General features: G+C 54.2%; 12 protein-coding genes. 6 read left to right on the top strand and 6 right to left on the bottom strand.

Annotation, left to right across the window (positions count from 1 at the left end; translation table 11 throughout):
• Window positions 1-96: 96 nt before the first annotated feature.
• The gene (locus tag ABLO27_RS03905) at window positions 97-1440 is read right to left on the bottom strand and encodes a ferredoxin reductase family protein (RefSeq protein WP_353030578.1); all 1344 of its coding nucleotides are present in this window, start codon (window positions 1438-1440) and stop codon (window positions 97-99) included.
• A 181-nt stretch (window positions 1441-1621) separates the two neighbouring features.
• Here ABLO27_RS03905 and ABLO27_RS03900 point away from each other — a divergent pair, with 181 nt between their 5' ends.
• Together ABLO27_RS03900 and ABLO27_RS03895 are read left to right on the top strand one after the other, a co-directional pair.
• Window positions 1622-1918 (top strand): putative quinol monooxygenase, encoded by a 297-nt coding sequence (locus ABLO27_RS03900; RefSeq protein ID WP_353030576.1) that lies wholly within the window; start codon window positions 1622-1624, stop codon window positions 1916-1918.
• Between the two features lie 90 nt (window positions 1919-2008).
• On the top strand, window positions 2009-2512 hold the full coding sequence (locus ABLO27_RS03895) for a hypothetical protein (protein ID WP_353030574.1): 504 nt from the start codon (window positions 2009-2011) through the stop codon (window positions 2510-2512).
• 67 nt (window positions 2513-2579) lie between these two features.
• On the opposite strand, the gene bmt is transcribed toward ABLO27_RS03895, so the two are convergent.
• Window positions 2580-3608: a betaine--homocysteine S-methyltransferase gene (gene bmt, locus ABLO27_RS03890; RefSeq protein WP_353030573.1), complete on the bottom strand. Its 1029-nt coding sequence runs from the start codon at window positions 3606-3608 to the stop codon at window positions 2580-2582.
• A gap of 266 nt (window positions 3609-3874) precedes the next feature.
• Complete coding sequence (locus ABLO27_RS03885) at window positions 3875-6436, bottom strand: GcvT family protein (protein ID WP_353030571.1); 2562 nt, start codon at window positions 6434-6436, stop codon at window positions 3875-3877.
• Between the two features lie 419 nt (window positions 6437-6855).
• Between ABLO27_RS03885 and ABLO27_RS03880 the strand changes: the two genes are divergently transcribed.
• The 3 genes from ABLO27_RS03880 to ABLO27_RS03870 all read left to right on the top strand — a co-directional run bounded on the left by ABLO27_RS03880 (window position 6856) and on the right by ABLO27_RS03870 (window position 17751).
• Entirely contained in the window at window positions 6856-8394 is a 1539-nt protein-coding gene (locus ABLO27_RS03880; RefSeq protein WP_353030569.1) for a trimethylamine methyltransferase family protein, read from the top strand.
• Between the two features lie 354 nt (window positions 8395-8748).
• Window positions 8749-16368 (top strand): type I polyketide synthase, encoded by a 7620-nt coding sequence (locus ABLO27_RS03875; RefSeq protein ID WP_353030567.1) that lies wholly within the window; start codon window positions 8749-8751, stop codon window positions 16366-16368.
• Window positions 16369-16392: 24 nt separating this feature from the next.
• Window positions 16393-17751 (top strand): aminotransferase class I/II-fold pyridoxal phosphate-dependent enzyme, encoded by a 1359-nt coding sequence (locus tag ABLO27_RS03870; RefSeq protein WP_353030565.1) that lies wholly within the window; start codon window positions 16393-16395, stop codon window positions 17749-17751.
• A gap of 64 nt (window positions 17752-17815) precedes the next feature.
• On the opposite strand, the gene ABLO27_RS03865 is transcribed toward ABLO27_RS03870, so the two are convergent.
• The 3 genes from ABLO27_RS03865 to ABLO27_RS03855 are packed head-to-tail and all read right to left on the bottom strand — an operon-like array spanning window position 17816 to window position 21388.
• Complete coding sequence (locus ABLO27_RS03865; protein ID WP_353030563.1) at window positions 17816-18625, bottom strand: SDR family NAD(P)-dependent oxidoreductase; 810 nt, start codon at window positions 18623-18625, stop codon at window positions 17816-17818.
• Window positions 18626-18644: 19 nt separating this feature from the next.
• Entirely contained in the window at window positions 18645-20390 is a 1746-nt protein-coding gene (locus tag ABLO27_RS03860) for a hypothetical protein (protein ID WP_353030561.1), read from the bottom strand.
• On the bottom strand, window positions 20387-21388 hold the full coding sequence (locus ABLO27_RS03855; RefSeq protein WP_353031700.1) for a capsular biosynthesis protein: 1002 nt from the start codon (window positions 21386-21388) through the stop codon (window positions 20387-20389). Before ABLO27_RS03855 ends, ABLO27_RS03860 begins: the two co-directional genes overlap by 4 nt.
• Between ABLO27_RS03855 and ABLO27_RS03850 the strand changes: the two genes are divergently transcribed.
• Window positions 21293-21664, top strand: a complete 372-nt coding sequence (locus tag ABLO27_RS03850) for a hypothetical protein (RefSeq protein ID WP_353031734.1) — start codon at window positions 21293-21295, stop codon at window positions 21662-21664. The two genes, ABLO27_RS03855 and ABLO27_RS03850, sit on opposite strands and share 96 nt — an antisense overlap.
• The last annotated feature ends 4 nt before the right edge of the window (window positions 21665-21668 follow it).

Raw genomic sequence — 21668 nt, 5'->3', positions numbered from 1 at the left:
ACGTAAACGTCAAAAGACTTTGAAAGGCAAGCCGGTTCCTGTCGAGAAATCGTCCTTTTGAATTCTCGCTTGATCGACAGCCGATGCGGGCCGGGACTATTCAGCGGCTTGCGGCTTCTCTGCCCGGCGCTTTTCAACGGCATAAATGCCCCGGTCCCACAGCCAGGCAGCCAGAGTTGCCAAGCCGATCCCGGTTCGCATCTGGAATTCCTCAAAATGAAACCGGCTCGCGCGAAGTCCTTTCAGGACCAGTCCGCTCTTCAAGGCCTTGCGCATGGCGACAGGCCCGCAGAAGAACAGGTGCGCTTGCGAAACACTTCCACCGAGATCAGCTATGATGCGTTCGGGCGTCAGACGAACCCCTTCCGCTGAATTGACGATGATAACTTCAAGGTTGCCAACTTCTTCTGCAATCTTTTCCAGGTCGACAGCGTAGGGAATGTCGTCGCGTTCGCGCACGCAGTAATAGAGCTTGACCGGCCCGGTCTGTTTTCCCTTGAGGCTTTCCGCAAACGCAAGAAATGGAGTGATGCCGACCCCTGCGCCGACCCACACCTGCGGGTCACGCCCCGATGGCATGGAAAAGTGTCCATAAGGGCCGGAAACCAATGCCTCAGCCCCCACCTGCACACCTTGGCGCAAACGCCGAGTGTAGTCGCCAAGGTCCTTGATCGAGAACCTTAGTGTTCTGTCTTGCGCAGGCGCACAGCTGAGCGTGAAGGGATGTTCTTCTGTCAGTCCGTTTCCCTTAAACGACAAAAATGCGAACTGACCCGCTTTGTGCTTCAAGCCCCGCCCCTTTGGCGTCAACTCGACCTCGGTCAAACCACCGAGGTGTTTCACGGAAGAAACGGCATAAGGGTGTCCGCGCGGCGCCAACGGCTTCAACAGGGACATCCAGAGGTAACTAAAGATCCCGAGAAGACAGAATGCCGAAATATAGAGCCCGAGCGGATCCGAATTCGAGAACGGTTTCTCGATGAAGAAAAAGTGGAACGCTCCGAGAAAGAAGAAAATTCCAATGAGCCGATGGCTCCATTTCCACAAGTGATAAGGAATGAACGTGATCACCGACGCCAGCGCCAGAATCAAAAGCCCGTAGAGACTGACTTCACCGATATCTTCCGCGATACCGGAAAGGGGGCCGCCCCGAAGTCCGTTCATTTCTGCATCGACGATATCGTGAAGCCCCAGGGCCACCATAGCCACAACGCCAAGCCATTTGTGCAGCACATAAATGCGGTCCAGAGATCCGAATACAGTTTCCAGACCCGGCGGGCGCGTTGCGATGAACTGGTTGATGCCCATCAAAACAAGTGCTGCGGAACCAAGATACTGGCTAAAGACCGCCAGGGGGTCTCTTGTCGCGGCCAAAGGCATGAACCAGTAAACCGGCACCAGGCACGCAGCCGCGATCAATACAAGTCCGATAATCCGCAACGCTCTCTCCAAAGCTGTCCCTCAAGCACCGTCCCGATCAGAATCGGCCAGCTTTGGGTATCAACAAAGGGAGTAAGTTCAATAAACTTTCGATAGATTTTCAGAATTTTCCGATGCCACACGCCGCAAAACGTGTAACTCTTGAGGCGCTCAACCGACCTAATCCTCTCCGGAATTTCTTATGATCTTTATCATCGCGACCATGAAGACAACGCAGGAAAACCGAGACGCCCTTGTCGAGGCAACCCGACTTTGCATTGCCGAAACGCGCAAGGAACCAGGATGCCTGTCCTACGATTTTCACCAAAGTATCTCAGATCCTCAAACCTTTGTTTTCGTCGAACACTGGCAAAACCGGGATGTTCTGGAAAAGCACTTCGCCTCCCCGCACCTGGCCGCCTGGCGCATTGCCGCCAAACCGCTGATCACGAAGAAGGACGTCAAGATCATCACTCCGGAACAGATAGAGGGACTTTGAATGCCGCTATCAGCAGAAATTCAGGTCGGAAGAGGAAACCGGACTGATTGCCGTGACAAGCCCCGAACTCGTAGAGAGAGTTTGCCAAAGATGATCTCACACAAACTCTTCCATCTCAGTGCCGCTGTTGCCCTGACTAGTGGGTTGCAGTTTCCCTCAGGAAGCATGGCGGGAAGCTGGGACTACATCGACGACCGCTCCACGCCTCAGAAGCTCGTGCAAAGCTACTATTACGCAATCAGCAACCAGTTATACACTCAGGCATACAGCTACTTTTCCAAAGGCTGGGAACCAAAGGATTTTCATAAATGGTCTGAAGGATATGCGTCCACAAAGAAAGTGATCGTCAAGTTCGGTCCGACCGAACCGGATGCGGGTGCGGGCCAGATCAACTGGGCGCTGCCGGTCGCAATATCAGCAGAGCAAACGGATGGAACCACAAAGGTTTTTGTCGGGTGCTATCAGATCCATATGACCAATATCGGTATGCAGACCGACCCTCCCTATCAGCCTATGGGGATCAATTCCGCGACCTTGAAAGAAACAGGCGATCCCTTCGACAAGGTGACACCGGACAATTGCTCGTCTGACTGACAAAATGCCCCCAGAATAGAAAAAGGCTCCCCGAATGCGGGGAGCCCTTTCATCGAAATCTTCAGGATCAGCCGCGCCTGCGTCCGCGACGACGACCGGAACTGCTTCCTTCGCCTTCCGCCCGGGCAGCATCCGCCTCCTTGTTGGGAGGCGAAACCAACGGCCCGATCTCGGAAATAACTTCCTCTAGCGTCGGACGTTTTCCAGCCTTGTGATCATCGAGCGCGCCGCGCATGGCGACAAGATGAGACGGAGACGTGCCGCAACACCCGCCGATGATCCGCGCTCCGGCATCGAGAGCCATATGCGCGTATCTGGCCATGAGTTCCGGTGTTCCCGTGTAGACAACTTCATCGCCCTGGATCTGAGGAATGCCGCAATTGCCCTTGGCAACCACAATTGCGTTGGGGAACGCTTCCGTGATTTCCATGATCGCAGCAAGCAGGTCTGAAGCACCGACACCACAATTCGAGCCGATGGCAACCGGCGTACATGCGAATTGTGACTGCAACTCTCCAAGTCCTTTCGGCGGCAGCCCCATCATGGTTTTGCCGGCCGTATCGAAACTGGCGGTAATCACGAGTGGAAGGTCAAAATCCTGAGCCGCTTCGGCAGCAGCTTTCATCTCTTCAACGGCCGACATGGTTTCAACCCATAGAATGTCGGCGCCACCTTCCACGAGCCCTTCCATCTGTTCCTTGAAGGCCGCAACACCTTCCTCATAGCTCAAGGCGCCTAGCGGTTGGAACAACTCACCAGTCGGGCCGATTGATCCGGCGACAAGAACTTCCCTGTCAACTGTCTGGGCAACTTCAAGGGCAAGCTTTACGCCCGCAATATTCAGTTCCTTGACCCGCCCTTGCGCATTATGGAGCTTCAGGCGATGGCGATTGCAGCCGAAGGTGTTGGTCAGAATAATGTCCGATCCTGCATCAACAAACGACTGATGCAGTGCCCTGATCTTTTCCGGTTCGTCCGTGTTCCACAGTTCGGGAGCGTCTCCGGACACAAGTCCCATCTCGAACAGGTTGGTACCCGTTGCTCCGTCTGCAAGGAGAGCCCCTTTACGGGCAAGAAGGTCTTCAAGTTTGGACATGCAGCGGTCTTTCATTTCCTGAGGCTTCAACACCACGACTCTGGTGCGTTGCCTGCAATAGCAGACCCCGCGCAGATGTCTACGCGGGTCTTATTCGTTTCAGCAAGCTGGAGCGCGGTATCCACTTCAATTGAGGGTTGGCGTTTCACTCCGACAAGAGAGAAATTGCCGATCCTGATTCAGCTCCCCGATTGAGGTTGTGTCTCTGAAGAACAGCCTCAGTGTACAAAATCCCTGGCGGCAAAATCCCGCCAGGGTTTCTCCAATTACGTTCTCGGCTTCAGATTTTCCGGATCGTAGAGTGGCTGATAGCCAACACCAACCACTTCCGCCGGATAAGTTTCGGTGAAGTACTCGACATTCAGCTTGCGACCAACCTGGCAGTATTCCTGCGGCAGATAGGCAAGCACAATGTTTTTGCCGATCGTTGGACCATAAGCGACCGAAGTCGTGTACGAGATGCGGCCAAGACTATCAACGAGCGTTTCGCCTGTCTCCGGATCCATGACGGGCATCGTACCGACCGGAAAGCGACGAACGCCATTGGCATCGGTATCTTCCGTCATCACCAAAGTACAAAGCATTGCAGGTTGTTGCTCGCGAGCCCTGTACTCAAGATGCTTTGCCTTGCCCCGGAAATCGGCTTCCTTCACCTTTGGACGAGCCAGATCTGCTTCATACAGATTGTACTGCGTGAGAAGATCGGCGTTCTGCAACCGCAGGCTCTTTTCCATACGGCGCGAATTGGCATAGGTTTCAACGCCAACTGCCATAACACCGATTGCACGCAGAGCATCCCAGACGGCAAGCCCGTCCTCATACTTCATATGCAACTCCCATCCCTGCTCGCCGACATAGGAAAGGCGAAGGGCCGTAATTTCCTTGCCGGCAATTTCAATTTGCCGGATTGCAGCGAACGGGAAGTTTTCCGGATCCAGAGCAGCCGGATCAGAAACAACCTTCTTCAGGTTCTCGCGGGCGTTCGGGCCCCAGATACCTATTGTCGTGTATTCCTCGTTCACATCAGTGACGGTGACGTCGAAGCCTTTGTCCTCGGCAACACGCCGTACATAGTGGAAGTCGCGCGGGCCGGCATCGGCACCGTCGATCACACGGCAACGATCTTCCATGCGGATCACGGTCAAATCTGCACGAACATTGCCTTCGTCGTCTAGGAAGTGGGTGTAGATGCCTTTGCCGATGTTTTTGTCGCCACCGATCTTGGCGGCACACAGCCATTCCATCAGCTCCACATGGTCCGGACCTTCGACATCAAACATGTAGAAATGCGACAGGTTGATGATACCGCAGTCTTCACTCAGTGCCAGATGTTCTGCATTCGAGACACGCCAAAAATGGCGGTTGTCCCATTCGTTTTCACGAACCGGAACCTTGTTACCGTATTTTTCCAGCAGATGCTCGTTGGCCGCGTACCCATGAGCACGCTCCCAACCGCCCAGCTCCATGAAGTAACCGCCAAGCTCAACTTCGCGCTCGTAGAATGGCGACCGCTTGATGTTGCGGCCTGTCAAATAGGGTTCACGTGGGTGAATTGCCGGATAATAGATCTTCTCTGCGGCCTCACCACAACGGCCCTCGATGAAGTCTTCCGTCAACTGATGCTGATAGAATCGCGAATAGTCGATTGACGCGTGATCGATTTCAGTGCGTCCATCCGTGATCCAGTCTGCAATCAGTTTGCCGAATCCAGGACCATCCTTGACCCAGATAGCGATGCAATACCATAGACCGCGCACCTTCTGGCTTTCGCCGCAGGATGGACCTCCAGCTGCTGAAACTTGCAAGAGGCCGTTGAACGAGTGGCTTTCGTTGTAGCCGAGTTCACCGAGTATCGGCGTCAGTTCCATTGCGCGCTCAAGCGGCTCGATTACCTGCTCCATCTCGAGATCTCGCTGCGAAGGCGAGAGGCGAGCTTCTTCTTTTTCCAGAATGTCGCGCGGGTGGCACATGCGCGGTGTGGTCGGCTCGTAGTAGCCCCACTCGATCTGACCGCCTTCGGTCGTTTTCGGATCACCGGTGTCGCGCATATATGCGGAGTTGCCCTGATCGCGCATCAGCGGGTAACCGATCTCCTTGCCGGTGCCTTCAAACTCGTTGTAGGGACCGAAAAAAGTCAGCGGGTGATCGACGGGCATGACAGGCAGATCTTCACCGACCATGTTTGCAATCAGACGCCCCCAAAGACCGGCACAAACGATGACGTGGTCGGCCAGGATCGTGCCGCGATGGGTCACGACACCCTTGATGCGACCGTCTTCGACAAGAAGCGACTGGGCGGGCGTGTTGCCAAAAACCTTCAGCTTGCCGGTCTTTTCGGCGGCATCGACAAGTTTGCCGGCAACAGTCTGCGAACGAGGCACCACCAGACCGGCGTCGGGATCGAACATGCCGCCCTGCACCATGTCCTCTTCGATCAGTGGAAACTTTTCCTTGATCTCAGCGGGACTGACAAGATGGATGCGAGTGCCGAACGCCTTGCCCGAAGTCACCTTGCGCTTGATTTCTTCCATCCAGACATCGTCGCCTGTTCGCGCGACTTCAAGACCGCCAACTCTCGCGTAGTGACCCATCTTGTCAAAGAAGTCGATGGAATACTGGGTCGTCCAGCAGGTCAGATAGTCATGGCTCGTCGTGTAACAGAAGTCGGAGGCGTGCGCCGTTGAACCGATATCGGTCGGAACGCCGGACTTGTCGATGCCAACAATGTCGTCCCAACCGCGTTCGATGAGGTGGTGCGCCACCGACGCTCCGACAATGCCACCCAAACCGACGATGACGACCTTTGCCTTGTCAGGAAATGCTGACATTTTTCATTCCTCTTCAACAGATCGGAAGCAAAGCGCCTCTTCGCGCTTCCTTCGGCCTAGTTCACCCGCGGGCTACTTTCAGGACACAGGTTTTCCGTATCTCCTGAGTGTTGAGCCTGCTTCGGATACCAACTCATTGGCGGGCAGTATCGCGACAGATAATCTGCTTAAGTAGCGTAATTGCGTCACGACGCATTATCACGACGACACACCCTGCCAAAATGCAGTCTCCTATGCGACTTTCACATTCTGCCAAGCGCTCCGAAATCCGGGTCAAGAAGCACGGCGTGTGATGTTGACGAAACACTCCGGTTCCTTCATGCCGGAAATAGAGTAGGTTAAGACGCATCTGTACCAAGGCCGTTGCTCAAGCCGTCTAAGACTTGCGACGATAAACATTCCATCTTGGGAGCTGAATTATGTCAGACGCAGCCACTTCTGGCCGCCGAGGAAGATCCGCCCGTCGCGAACGGCGACAGGCAGGCCCGGGAGGCCAGGCCGTTCCCTACATCTCTCGCAATATCCCGCTCTATGATGTTCTGAGCGAGGAAGGCGTCGAGAAAGTCGAAGCAAATGCGGACCGGATCCTGGCCGAAATTGGCCTTGAGTTCAGAGAAGATCCGGAAGTTCTCGAGATCTGGAAAGCCGCCGGCGCGGAAGTTGACGGAGAACGAGTGCGGTTCCCGAAAGGGATGTTGCGGGAAATTCTCAAGACCGCGCCGTCACAATTTACTCAACATGCGCGCAATCCCGCTCGTAACGTTGAGATCGGCGGCAAAAATCTTGTCTTTGCGCCAGTCTACGGCCCTCCCTTTGTGACTGATCTCGACCAGGGCCGCCGCTACGGCACGATCGAGGATTTCCGCAATTTCGTGAAACTGGCCTACATGTCACCCTGGCTGCACCACTCCGGCGGCACAGTGTGTGAGCCAGTCGATCTGCCGGTCAACAAGCGGCACTTTGATATGGTCTATTCCCATATCAAATATTCCGACAAGCCGTTCATGGGATCGGTTACCGCTCCGGAGAGAGCGGAAGACTCCGTGAAAATGGCACAAATCGCCTTCGGTGAAGAGTTTGTCGATCAGAACTGTGTCATGATCCAGTTGATCAACGCCAACTCTCCACTGGTTTTTGACGCCACAATGCTTGGGGCATTGAAAGTCTACGCACGCCATAATCAGGCCTGCATCGTGTCGCCGTTCATTCTCGCCGGTGCCATGAGCCCGGTCACGGTTGCCGGAACACTTTCGCAAGTGCTTGCTGAAGCAATGGCGGGCTGCGCACTGACGCAATTGATCAGACCGGGTGCTCCGGTCGTGTTTGGAGCATTTGTTAGCTCGATTTCCATGCAATCGGGTGCGCCGACCTTCGGAAGCCCAGAAGGCTCACTACTCTTGAACGGTGCGGCAAAGCTCGCCCGCCGTTTGAAACTCCCCTTCCGTTCGGGCGGCTCCTTCACGGCCTCGAAAGTTCCGGACGCCCAGTCAGCACAGGAATCTGCGCAAACGATTCTCGCAACCGTTCAATCGGGCGTCAATTTTGCGCTCCATTCAGCCGGTTGGCTCGAAGGCGGCCTGTGCTCCTCCTACGAGAAGTTCATCATGGACGCCGACCAGCTGGGCATGATGCATGTCCTGGCCAAGGGAATCGATGTCAACGACGAAACGCTCGCGATGGATGCCTTGCAGGAAGTTGGTCCCGGTGGCCACTTCCTCGGTGCGGCACACACCCAGCGAAATTTCGAAAGCGCCTTCTATCGCTCAACGATTGCAGACAACAATTCCTATGAGCAATGGGTCGCCGACGGTGAACTTGACGCAGCCAAACGCGCCAACGCACGCTGGAAAGAACAACTCAGAGCCTATTCCGGTCCTCAACTCGATCCGGCAATTGACGAGGCATTGCAAGCATTTATCACGGAACGAAAGGCTTCGTTCCCGGATAGCAACGTTTGATTTAACGACTGAAACTAAAACGCCCGGCTTTCGCCGGGCGTTTTTCGTTTCGTGTGTTTCACCAAAGCTTTATATTGTTAGTTGTAGAAATAATGAAAAGAGTCGGCAAAATTTTGCCTGATATCTTCCACAAATTGTCTGCATGAATTAATGGTTGCCTAGAGAAACGCGTTTCTCATAGGTGGAAACGGCAAAGTGCATGAGATAAGCTTGGACGCCGAAATTGAGAGAGCGGTCTGACGCAGCAGGCTTCAAGGCTGGGGGAATTTTGAATATGAACAGTCTCTAATCAGTTTTTAATGATAAAAATCAATAAATTAACCTAACTGCTACTCATAAGATTCAGGTTGTTCTGTGGCGTCGCTTACATCAAACATCGATATTCTTGGATATTCTACCCGGCTTCCCGGGGCCAACAACTCAGACGAATTTTGGTCTTTGCTCCGTAATAGCCAATGCGCCGTCACTTCGGTTTCTCCCGAACGCTGGCCTTTGGCGCGATTTGGTCATCCGCAACAATCTACTTCCGGCAAGACCTACACTTGGGCTGCTGGACAATTGGATGATGTTTGGGGGTTCGATCCAGCCTTTTTCGGAATCTCGCCTCGCGAAGCGATCCAGATGGACCCGCAGCAACGCCTCTTGTTGCAACTGGTGTGGGAAGCCCTGGAGCACGCAAACATTCGCCCCAGCGATCTGGCGGGATCCAACACCGGTGTCTATGTCGGCGCATCTTCACTGGATTATCATCACCGCTTCCTGGTGGACCCGGCGATGGCGGATATGCAATTCATGACCGGCAACACCCTGTCGATCGTTTCAAATCGCATTTCCTACATTTATGACCTGCGCGGACCCAGCTTTACCGTTGATACAGCGTGTTCATCCTCGATCGTCGCCCTGCATGAAGCTGTATCGGCCATTGAAAGCGGTCAGATTGACACAGCAATCGTCTGCGGTGTCAGTCTTCTGCTAAGTCCATTTGCCTTTGTCGGGTTTTCCCGAGCAACGATGTTGTCTCCGACTGGGCTGTGTCAGGCATTTGATGCCAATGGTGACGGTTACGTCCGCTCCGAAGGAGGCGCGGTTCTTATCCTGCGTGCCAAGCGGGCCGGTTTGCCAGAAGGCACGAAAAGTCATGGCAAGCTGCTTGCGACAGGCATAAACGCCGATGGACGCACTGTCGGCCTTTCTCTTCCCTCGCCTTACGCTCAGGCTGACCTGTTGCGCGAGATCTATGAAGGTCTCGAAATCGATCCTGCAGGCCTTTCATTCGTTGAGGCTCATGGGACAGGTACGCGCGTTGGAGATCCAGCTGAAGCCGATGCTCTCGGCAAAGTCATTGGTCAAAAGCGCGATGAAGTGCTCCCGATCGGTTCGGTCAAAACCAATGTAGGTCATTTGGAGCCCGTATCAGGTCTGATCGGCTTGTTGAAATCCGTAATGGCGTTGAAAGAGAACACGCTTCCGGCCTCGCTTCACTACAATACCCCAAATCCCGATATTCCCTTCGAAGATTTGAACTTGAAGGTAGCAGGCGAATCGATTGAACTTGACAATTCAAACGGTCAAAGACTTGCCGGCATCAACTCCTTCGGCTTTGGCGGCACAAACGCACATGCTGTTATTGGAGACCCTGATCCGACGACAACTTGCGACGCAGAAGCTTCGGTGGATGCGCCTCTTGTTCTCAGTGCGCGCTCGAAGGACGCACTGAGGGAGATTGCAAGCTGCTATCTCAACAGGTTGGAAAAGGAAAGCGACGCCGAATTCGGCAATGTCATTGCTTCGGCTGCCCACGCAAGAGACTTGCTCTCGGAAAGAATTGTCGTTCTGGGCAAGTCGAAAGACGAAAAGCTGGCGGCATTGAAGGCATTTGTTGAAGAGACGGAAGAAAAAGAAGACCTTGTAGCAGGCAGCGTCATCAAGCCTGACGCCAAAATCGGCTTCGTCTTTTCCGGCAACGGTTCACAATGGGCGGGGATGGGCCAGGAAGCCTATCAGGCAGACAAAGCGTTTCGCGACGCATTCGACAAGGTCGACAAGATCTTCATGGGTTTGAGCGGCTGGTCACTGGTAACGACCATGTTTGCCGAAGACCTCGAGGCCGATCTCGAACGGTCGGAGATCGCACAACCATTGCTCTTCGCGATCCAGGTCGGCCTGGTTGAGTCGTTGCGTCAACGTGGTATCTCACCGAAGGGAACCGCAGGCCATTCGGTGGGCGAAGTAGCAGCGGCCTGGTGCGCAGGTGCACTTGACCTGGAGCAGGCAGTCAGAGTTATCCGGGCAAGATCCAGCGAACAGGAAGTGGTACGCGATCTGGGGTCCATGGCAGCGCTCCTCCAGCCAGCCGAGCAAGCTATTGCCGGCATCAGTGAAAGTGGCTTGCCTCGGCTTGAACTTGCAGCCGACAACAGCCCGCGAAGCGTTACAATTTCAGGTGACAGTGAGAGTCTTGATGCGTTTGCCAAATTTGCTCGCAAGAAAAAGTGGGCAATGCGCAAACTCAATCTGGCTTACCCATTCCACAGCGCGCTCGTAGATCCGATCAAGGAACCTCTGCTTGCGGCGCTGGACGGTTTGAAGCCAACAGAAGCCGAATTGCCCTTTTACTCGACGGTCTTGCCCGAAGATCCAAGGGTCGATGTGTCTGCAGAGTACTGGTGGAAGAACGTCCGGCAACCGGTCCTTTTTGCCGCCGCGATTGAAAACATGGCGGCTGATGATTTCAGCGTTCTGGTCGAAATCGGTCCAAAGTCTGTCCTGGGCACGTATGTCAACGATGTCCTTCGCGCGAAAGGCAAGCAAGCCAAGGTTCTTGAGACACTGAAAGAACCTTCCAAGAAGGCAGCAGTGGCCGAGAAAAAGTCAGGCAACCCGCTGGACCGGATCGCAGCCTCCATTTTGGCTCACGGTGGAACGACCGATCTCGACAAGTATGTAGGACCAAAGCCAGTAAGTTTGGCAGCTCTGCCGCTTTACGCTTGGCAGAATTCAGAATTCCGTCCGGAAAGCAGTTCAGAGCGCGTCGACTTCATGTTCGGTCAGACATGGCCGCTGCTGGGGTATCGACTGCGCCAGGACACCGCTGAATGGTTCAACCACATCGACAGCGGATCACTGCCGTTCCTGGTGGATCACAAGGTTGAGGAAAGCGTTGTCTTTCCAGCTGCCGGGTACATTGAAATGTGCCTGCGGGCGGCGCTTAGATGGACCAAGGGAGACCAGATAGAGCTTCGGGATTTCGACATCCTTCGGCCATTGGTTATCGAGGGCGACGAGGTTTGGGAAACACAGGTTCGTATTTCCTCCGATGATAATGTGATCGAAGTCCTTACACGTCCGCGCTTGTCCGACAACGACTGGTCACTCAATGCCCGTGGTACCTTCATCACGCCTTCGACCAGCTCCAGAACTCCCTGGCTCAAATCTGAAGCGGAAACAGAGACTGTTCTCGGTCACGAAGACCTCTATCAGATCACAAGAACGTTCGGCCTAAACTATGGCCCTTCGTTTCGACGTGCTGACGAAGTAAGCAGGCATAGTAAGACGTCCGCAACAGTATCCTTGCTGTCGCAGGACGACAGCCTGAATGACTACCCCTTTGCGCTTTGTCCGACTCTGGTTGATTCCGGTTTCCATGGTCTTTTTGCTCTGCTCGACGGCGTAGATGGAGTTCCCAAGAACACCTCCTTCCTTCCGATCCGGCTCGGCACTTTGCGCCTGCTTGCTCCAGAAACGAAACCTCAGTCGGTCAGGATTGAAGTCACGAAAGCATCTCCCAGATCGATCGAAGCCAGTTTTGAGTTCCTGGATGCTGAAGGTCTCACAATTGCCCGGTTGAACAAAGCCCGTTTCAAGGCGGTAACGCTGGGACAGGACACCAAACCGGATGATCTTGTCTACCGTCAGATTGCAACTGTTCTTCCCGAAAAGGATCGGATCTCTCCCCTGACCGATCAATTCAAAGGCATTGAAACACTGGCAAACGAGCTGGATCTTGCCGGGTCCGAGGAACAGGAGCTGGACGATAATCGGGTGCTCATTGAAGCGCTTGGCCGGACGATCGCGCATGCAGCCATTTTCGATATTTGCGGTACGACACAAAGCGATCTGCAGACACTTGTGGCAAGCGGCAAAATAGACGAAACAGCAGCTCCACTTGCCGGGAGTATATTCCATTGGTTGTGCGAAAGTGGCCTTTGCGAGGAGAGTGAAGACGGTTATCAGCTGACGGATCCGTCCGAAAATCCATCTGCACACGAGCTTCTGCAGGCCCTGACAGATGGCGGTGGAGAACACATTGCCGAAGCTGCGCTGCTGGCGCGACTTTGGACTGGTCTACCTGAAGTACTCAAATCAGGTTTGGAAGAGACACCTGGGAAAATTTATGCCGGAAGCTTGTTTGAGGCCTATAAGTCCTCTTCACCGACCACACTCTCACTGTCTTCTGCACTTAAGAAATGCGCTCTCGAACTGATCAGCAGTTGGCCGAAAGACCAGGCGCTGCGCGTCCTTCTCGTGGGGGCTTCTGGCGGCCTGGCTGCCAGTATCGATACCTACTTGAATCCGACTTACATGGCGTTGACAGTATCTGACGCGACTTCTTCCGCAGTCGGACGTGCTGAACGCCTTTGGCAAGGAAGTTCTGCAACAAACTTTGTCGAGCCGACCGAGGCAGGTTTTGTTGAAGGTCAGAACTTTGATCTGGTCCTTTTCGACACTACTCTTTCGGAAATTGACGCTGATACACTGAAACGCTTCGCCGGATCGGTAGTTCCTGGTGGTGTAATCCTGGCGGCGGAAGCATTGCCGAACCCGCTTACGGATTTGATCCTCGGGGTGGGGGCCAATTGGTGGGATGAAAGTGCAACAGCTGAGTTCCCCGTTACCCGGCAACAAACTGACTGGACTAAAACCCTGGAGACAGCAGGGTTCCGCGATGTTGCTACCGTACCGATGAAGAGCACGCTGGTAGAAGCGGACTTGATTAGTGCGCGATCTGCAGAAGATCAAACCGCTTCCATGCCGGATGATGAAACATCGCCTGAGCAGGCTGAACAGGAAGTGAAATCCTACTTGTTGCTTTCTGATCACGAAGGACCGGGGCAACGTCTGGCTGAAGGTTTGAAATCCTGTCTGGAGCGCAGTGGCCATAAGGCTACGCTCCTGGTTCCCGGAGACGTCACGGAACAACTTGGCGACGAAACATGGAGCGCCAATCTCGATGCCGACAAGCAAGATGACGTTCCCGATGCAGTATTGAGCAAGCTGGTCGCAGACCACAACGGCCGAATTGTTCATTTACAAGGTGCGTATTCGTCAAGTGAAGATTCACTGTCTTCAGTAGATGCACGGGCGTACAGCCTGATGGCTCTGCTAAGAGCCCTTGGGCTTGAGACGGGTGAAATTACGGTTGTGGCGCCTGGCGGAGCTCAGGACATCGCCGGAGGCAAACCTCCCTCTCCTGATCAAGCAGGTATCTGGGCCTTCGGACGCGTCGTCATGAACGAATATCCAGACGCGAACCTGAAACTGATCGACGTATCACCTGATCTGGAACCCGGCATTGCCGCAGCTCGCCTGTCCGATGAGATCCTCGTTTTGAATGGTGAGCGCGAAGTTGTCCTGAACAGTGAGACCCGATCGGGGCTCCGCCTTGTCAAGGGCGGTGTGCTTTCAGGTTCTGCCTTGCCTGAAGGGAGCAGTCCCGCACTGAAACTGGACATTCTGCGTCAGGGATCTCTGGATCAGTTGTCCTGGCAGGCAGTGGCTCGCAAACCTCTTGAAGGCAAGGACGTGGAAATTTCTGTCGAGGCGAGCGGCCTCAATTTCCGGGATGTCATGTGGGCTCTGGGCCTGTTGCCAGAAGAAGCGTTGGAAGACGGCTTTGCTGGTCCGACACTTGGCATGGAGTGTTGTGGCCGTGTGGTTGCATGCGGACCGGATGTCACGCGCTTTGCTCCGGGTGACAAGGTCATCACTTTCGCTCCCGCCTGCTTTGCATCTCATGTGACTGTTAATGAGAACGGCTGCGCTCCAATGCCGAGCACTGTTTCTGCCGAAGAAGCAGCGACAATCCCGGTAACCTTCCTGACAGCCTACTACGCGCTTGTACACCTGGCGGGACTTTCCGAAGGTGAAACGGTCCTGATCCACGGCGGAGCCGGAGGCGTTGGGCTGGCCGCTTTGCAGATCGCCAAATGGCGCGGCGCGCGGATAATTGCGACAGCCGGCTCGCAGGACAAGAGAAACACGCTAAAGCTTCTGGGTGCCGATCTGGTTCTGGATTCCCGCAGTCTGGAGTTCGTTGACGCTGTTATGGAAGAGACACGTGGTGAAGGCGTCGACGTTGTGCTCAATTCGCTCTTCGGCGAAGCGATGGAGCGTAGCATCGAGGTATTGAAGCCGTTTGGACGCTTCCTCGAACTTGGCAAGCGCGACTACTATGGCAACACACGCATCGGGTTGCGCCCCTTCCGCCAGAACCTGACCTACTTCGGCATCGACGCCGATCAGCTGCTGACTCGCCAGCCCAAACTGGCTGTCGATCTATTCGTGAAGCTGGTCGAGCTCTTCGAGGAAGGAACTCTTCGCCCACTGCCGCATCGCGTCTTCGAAGCGGGCGATGTCGTGGATGCGTTCCGCCTGATGCAGCAGGCCGGACACATCGGTAAGATCGTGATCCGTTCTCCGGAAGTGCCGGAGGAAATGCCGGCCGAGCAAACGATTTCGTTCGATCCGGAAGCTGCCTATGTCGTTGCCGGCGGATTTGGCGGTTTCGGAGCAGCACTCTTGAACCGACTGGCCGATCACGGGGCTCGTAACATCGCTGTCTTCAGCCGCCGCGGCGACTCCAGCGAGGAAGCTCAAGCCGTCGTGCAGCAGCTGTCCGGACGGGGGGTTGCGATCAAAGGCCACGCGTGTGACATCACCGATGAAACAGCTGTCAAGCAGGCCCTGCTGGCCGTTCGTTCCGATGGCAAGCCAATCAAGGGTGTGTTCCACACAGCAATGGTCCTGAACGATGTATTGCTTGCCAATATGGATCACGAGGGGCTGACAAGAGTTCTTGCGCCCAAGGTCCGTGGTGCGGAACTGCTTGACCGTCACACATCCGAAGACCCGCTTGAGCATTTCGTTCTCTATTCTTCTGCGACGACTCTTGTCGGCAACCCTGGTCAGGCCAATTACGTGGCTGCGAATGGTTACCTTGAAGGACTTGCGCGCAAACGTCGCTCTGAGGGACGTCCAGGCTTGGCGGTTGCATGGGGCGCAATATCCGATGCCGGCTACCTGGCACGAAATGAAGATGTCAACGAACTGCTGTCCCGCAAACTGGGAAGGCATGCACTGACGGCCGAAGAAGCACTCGATGGTCTTATGTCTCTGATGGCACAATCTCATTATGCCCCTCAAGATCAGGCTGCTCTGGGTTACGCACGCATAGACTGGCAAGCCGCCAGGAAAGATCTGGCACTTGTCGGAACTCCGTTTGTGAACCTTTTGGGACTTGGAGACGACGATGAGGCAAGCGCCGATGGCATGATCGACCTCGCAGCCATGCTTGAGGGTATGGATCAGGTCACTGCAGCACAAACTGTTGCAAAACTTCTGGCCGCAGAAATCGGCAAGATCCTGAGAATTTCACCGGAAGAGATTGATCCGCACAAACCTCTGTCGGATATCGGAATGGACTCGCTCATGGCGCTGGAACTGCGCATGAGTGCAGAGAGACAGCTGGGTATCGACATTCCTCTGATGTCACTGGCCAACGGAGCAACTCTGATCGATCTGTCGAGTCGGGTCGCCAATCGTGTGCTTGGGGAAGAATCTGCTTCTGGTGTCTCGGATGAAACACAGCAACTTGCCAGTTTGCATGTGGACGATGAGCGGTCGGAGACTGAAGATCTTTCCGATGTTGCTGCTGAAGTTGAGAACAAAAGCCGCGAACTGGGTTCTTTCCTGTAACCGGCAGAATGAAGGAATATTGTAATGGGCGCTGATGATCGCGCCAAGCTGATGGACAGCCTCAAAGCCACGCGCCGATCGGCGCGTGGACGAAACTCCAATGCAAACGCCCGTCAGCAGGCCCCTGCCCCGAAACGCAAAGTCTACGACTTCAAGGAACTGCCTCAAGTCAAGCAGCTGCAAATGCACCGTGCGGCCGCGGACATGATGGGCATCGAGAACCCATTTTTTCGCCCGCACGATGGGCTGGCGGCCGGCACAAGTCTCATCGGTGGCAGCGACTACGACAATTTTGCTTCTTACAACTATCTTGGCCTGAATGGGCATCCGGCCGTAAACTCGGCAGCGAAATCAGCGCTGGAACAGTACGGAACTAGTGTTTCAGCAAGCCGTATTGTTGCTGGCGAGCGCCCGATCCACGCCGAGCTGGAGTCCGCCCTCGCTCGAATACACGGGGTCGAGTCCGCGATCGTCATGGTTTCGGGACATGCGACCAACGTCACTACAATCGGACACTTGATGCAAAAGGGCGATCTTGTCCTGACTGACTCATACGTCCACAATTCGATTGCCGAAGGGGTACGGCTTTCCGGAGCCACGCGGATGAATTTTCCGCACGATGATCTCGATGCTCTCGAAAAAATGCTCGCCGACCATCGGCATAAGTTCGAAAAGGTCCTGATCGTTGTCGAGGGTCTCTATTCGATGGATGGTGATTTTCCGGATCTCAAAAAAATCATCAAACTGAAACAGGCCTATGACGCCTGGCTGATGGTGGATGAAGCCCATTCCATCGGAGTACTAGGCGAAACGGGCAAAGGCATAGCTGAACATTTCAACATTGACCCGACTGAAGTCGAAATGTGGATGGGAACGCTCAGCAAAACTTTCTCATCCTGCGGAGGTTACATCGCCGGTTCCAAGGTTCTGTGCGACTATCTGAAGGTTTCCGCACCTGGATTTGTTTTCTCGGTCGGATTGTCCGCGGCGTTGGCGGGAGCAGCTATCGCGTCTGCCGAACTGCTTGAAAAAGAACCAGAGCGCGTCGGGAAGCTCCAGAAAAACGGCGCACTGTTTTTGAAACTGGCAAAAGAAGCCGGTCTCAATACCGGACCCAGCGCGGGATATGCGGTTGTGCCGATTATCGTCGGTGACTCCGCCGGTGCTGCGACACTCTCAAATCGCCTGCTCGCCAGGGGGATCAATGCACTGCCCATCATTTTCCCCGCCGTTCCGGAAAAGTCGGCGCGCATTCGTTTCTTCATCACAAGCGAGCATACCGAAGAACAAATCAAACGTGCTGTAGAAACAACCGCCGCTGAACTTGAAGCCATGCGAGCGGACGGAACTGCCGTCGACAGGCTGATAAAGGCAGCACGATAAATCTGTTTGTTTTTTGAAGCCGGGCGCGTGCCCGGCTCATTCCTTGTTCGAAATTTGCAGGCGATTACGAATCGGCCCGCTGCTTGTAACGCGGATCCTGTTCGATTTCGGCTTCGAACCCACCCATGAAAAGATCTCCGAGGATTGGCGGCAGCAAGTTCTGAAGCCGTATCCCCAATGCCAACAGGAACGGGAAAGCGTAGAAGGCCTTTCTCTTTTCGATTGCGCTGCGCATGAGCTTCGCAGCTTTTTCCGCAGGCATTTCAAAGGGTTTTGCTCCCTGGTGCCGCGCCGACATGGGAGTGGTCACAAATCCTGGACAGATAATCGTGACGGAGATGCCGAAAGGTTTAAGCCACCCTCTCAGAGAATGCCCATAGGCAATCACTGCAGCCTTTGTTGCGCTATACGATGGCATATCAGGCAAGGGTCGCATACCGGCCAGCGATGAAATGAGCACCACTTGCCCTCGCCGTCTGGCTTGCATTCCATCAGCGACGCCAGTCACCGAATTTACGACACCGCGATAATTGACCTCGATCTGTCGATCACTGTCTTCGTCGCTTTCCCGCGATCGGCCCGGCCCCAGGCCCGCGGTAACCCCGGCGTTCGCAACTATGATGTCTATGGGGTGACGTTGATCAAGATCCTGAAGATAGTCATGCAAACATTTTCGGTCCCGAATATCGATTGCTGCGACTTCTCCTTCTGCCCCCTGTGCTCGAACATCGTCCAATAGTGCCTGAAGTCGATTTTCGTCTCGTGCAATGAGAGCGAGGAATACACCCGGATTGGCAAATTCCTTTGCCAGCGCTTGGCCAATACCACCGCTTGCACCGGTCAGAACGATCACTTTCGCGGCACTCGCTTTCATCGACTACCCTTTTCTTCAATCAAAGGCCGATCTTGCGACCTAGCCAGGATGCGTGTCTCTTAATTGCTGTGGTAACGAGGTGCCTGCGGTCGTTGCGCTGTTGCATCAGTCTTGTCACTAGGAATTCGGGTGTGCACGGCAGCAAAGTTACCGGATCAATCGTTCGAGCGTATTTTACGAGAGCCAGGTAGACCAGCTCATCCAGCGATCGGTTTCTTTGCCGACTTTCCAACACAGTCAGATCATCGCTCAATCCCCAGCCTGCGTAAAACGGCGCACCATGCACGACAACCCTTTTGTCACGCAGAAGTGCCTCAAAACCTGATAGAGAGGAAAATGTCTCAACCTCATCAACGGCTTCGATCAGGTCGATGATGTTTGCATCAACTGCAAACTCATCCACGTAGCGCAACGCCTCTTCCTGAGTAACCTTGCCTTTTCGCAATCCGGTTTCCACGTCTGGATGTGGCTTGAAAACCAGAAAGGCATCCGGATTTCTCTGACGGGCAAGTTTCAGAAGATCCAGATTGACGTTCGGAGTATTTGCGCAGTCGATTGTTGAAGACCTTGATTTTCGAATAGCGGCATCATCTGCGACTTGCCCGGGAACCAGCACTATTTTGCGTTCGGTTGGAAAATCATAAGATCGCGATCGTCCGAAATTGTACTTCGAGACACGGGCAGTCTTGATAAGCTCAATCAGGTCGACACCACGCTCGCGCTCGTCGGAAGAAAGGTCGTATTCACGAAGAAGCACTTCCAATCGACTCGGCCGGGAAGGATCGTAATAAATGCCTAGATCATCAACGGCGAGCATAGCTCCTCGCGCCAATCCTGCGCCAAGCCCAACCGAGCGCAGAAAACCATCTTCTATCCGAACAAGATCAATCTCATTCTTCTCGCAATCCATCTCAAACGATGCGTCCGTCCTTCCTGCCCAGGACAGAATTTTTCCGTTGCTGCTTTTTGCAGCTGCAATGCTTTCTTCGCGGGTTTCATGAAAGGATACGTCTCCGTGACGTCCGGAGAACGTAGCCTTGATAGAAGGATGGTTCCAGTATTGCGCGCCATAACAATGTGACGGTCTGTCGTTTGCCTGCCAATTTTCCTGAACAGTTGCGTAGATCTGGATCGCTTCGTGGAAACTTATTACCTCACCAGTATAAGGAGAAAACCAGACGGTCTGGCATCGCGTCAAACGGTTTAGCAACCGGTCTATTTTCTCTTTGTCTCCAGCACAAATCTTGAAGACGACTTGCCAAAACGGGTCTGAAACAGATTCCGGGACGTACCCTCCAATAAGAGCTTCAAGCATGCTGCTTTCCGCGCTCGCTGCTTCACTCTCTCCTGCTGACGCACATGAAAGCCTGCGAGAGCGCCAGACTGTCTGATCGACACCGTCTGGATCTTTGGCTCGATCAGGTGCAATCAGCTGACGAACCACACCCGCAAGGACTTCCTCTGCATTCTTGTCCTGCAGATCATCCCTCTGAGGTACAGGAAGCAATACAAGACTTGCAGGCACGCGCCTGGATGTGACTGGAGTCGGCCCATCAATTACAATGACACTGGTCGCACGCGCGTCTCTGACTTTCGAGGTCGCGCAACAGACGTTTTTGGCTCTTACGACGAACAGACGCTGTCCACGATGTAATCCGTTGATCGAACCACTGTTAACGGCCTTGACCAATTGTTCGCGAAGGTTGCGCAACGAAGGGTCGTGGATCTTGACCGTGCCGAACCCAAAACTCTTGAAGTCAATCATAACGGCACCCCGAGTTCTCGCGCTCGGGCAAGTCTTGGCGGCGGATCGACAAACGCCCCAAGCGGATTGAGTTGCCGCCTGGAAATCTTGTCCGCTATATTTTCCGCTGCGACATGAACGCCTTCTTGATTGTGTATCGATCCACGTACCTGTGTCGTAGCGGCTAAAGCAACGATGTACGACTGCAGCAGCTCCAAATCCGGTCGCTCTGGTTTGGACCAGAAACCGGATAGGTCTCCTTGGTGCGTCAGACCTGCAATGTCGTAGTGTGCCGGAACCAGCGTCTTGACAGGAAGACCTGCCTGTAACGCTTCCAACCCAGCAGTTGAGTTCAGTGTGACAACACCACTTGCAGCTTCGAACGGACCTTCGAGACCACCACCATCGAGAAAATGCACCCGTTCGCTGATGCCATATTTCTTAGCCAGTTTTTCCGAAACACCCGGCCAATCCTCGAAACCTACATCAAGCGGATGGCTTTTCAGTACCAAATGAGAATTGGCGCCTACTTCCTCTGAAAGTGATTTGAATATAATTTCGAGCACTTCGGCAAAGCTTTGGAAGGGCGAGTGCCGGCGCAATTGAAAATCCCCTTCAAGCTGCAGGGGCACCACAAAGTAGCTGACGCCTGTGTTCCTGAGCTCTGCCATTTTCCGCTCGGCAACAGAGTTCCTTTTGGTTTCCCGCAGCAGCCTTACGGCACCTCGAATGTATTCGCTTAAAGGCGGATAAATAGTGTGGCGCTGATAGTGCGGAAACAGGGGCTTCAGGAACACATTCGTCAGATTGTAGACCACGTCCGGAGCTGTTTGCAGCCAAAAGGATGATGGATATTTGGGAGTCAGATCCAGCTCTCCTGCCCGTTCAGCCAGTTTCACGATCAAGGACGGGTCAATCGGGAAATGACTCACCGTCGAAAGGCCGTTCCGTTCCAGCGTCATCCATCCGGGACGCAGGGCGCCAAGTTCGGTCACCGCAATGTACAAATCGTTCTGCAATGCAATCTCGATTGCCGAGCGATGATAAATCCGTTGGTCTCCATGCAATACCAGGTCGGTAATGCGGTGCTTCTCAAGGTACTCCCGGATAAATTCCGGCCAGTCGCTAACGGTTCCCTTGAAATTCGTGCAGTTTTCGCCATGCCAATGCAGCCAGTCTCCGGCGCAAAGATTAATCCGGAAAACCTCATGTCCCTGCTCTTTCAGGCGCTCTCCAGTCAGTTTGAAAAGCGGCGACAGCGGTCCCTGCAAAAAGAGAATTCGCCGATCGGTTGATTGC

This window comes from Roseibium sp. SCP15 (assembly GCF_040329435.1).
In the GTDB taxonomy this organism is placed as follows: domain Bacteria; phylum Pseudomonadota; class Alphaproteobacteria; order Rhizobiales; family Stappiaceae; genus Roseibium.
This window is presented reverse-complemented; position numbering and strand designations above follow the sequence as displayed.

What these genes read in the sequence shown, in the direction of transcription:
- ABLO27_RS03900 (WP_353030576.1), top strand. Translation starts at nt 1,622, where the DNA reads ATGATCTTTATCATCGCGACCATGAAGACAACGCAGGAAAACCGAGAC.
- ABLO27_RS03895 (WP_353030574.1), top strand. Translation starts at nt 2,009, where the DNA reads ATGATCTCACACAAACTCTTCCATCTCAGTGCCGCTGTTGCCCTGACT.
- bmt (WP_353030573.1), bottom strand. Translation starts at nt 3,608, where the DNA reads ATGTCCAAACTTGAAGACCTTCTTGCCCGTAAAGGGGCTCTCCTTGCA.
- ABLO27_RS03885 (WP_353030571.1), bottom strand. Translation starts at nt 6,436, where the DNA reads ATGTCAGCATTTCCTGACAAGGCAAAGGTCGTCATCGTCGGTTTGGGT.
- ABLO27_RS03880 (WP_353030569.1), top strand. Translation starts at nt 6,856, where the DNA reads ATGTCAGACGCAGCCACTTCTGGCCGCCGAGGAAGATCCGCCCGTCGC.
- ABLO27_RS03870 (WP_353030565.1), top strand. Translation starts at nt 16,393, where the DNA reads ATGGGCGCTGATGATCGCGCCAAGCTGATGGACAGCCTCAAAGCCACG.
- ABLO27_RS03865 (WP_353030563.1), bottom strand. Translation starts at nt 18,625, where the DNA reads ATGAAAGCGAGTGCCGCGAAAGTGATCGTTCTGACCGGTGCAAGCGGT.
- ABLO27_RS03860 (WP_353030561.1), bottom strand. Translation starts at nt 20,390, where the DNA reads ATGATTGACTTCAAGAGTTTTGGGTTCGGCACGGTCAAGATCCACGAC.
- ABLO27_RS03850 (WP_353031734.1), top strand. Translation starts at nt 21,293, where the DNA reads ATGACTCACCGTCGAAAGGCCGTTCCGTTCCAGCGTCATCCATCCGGG.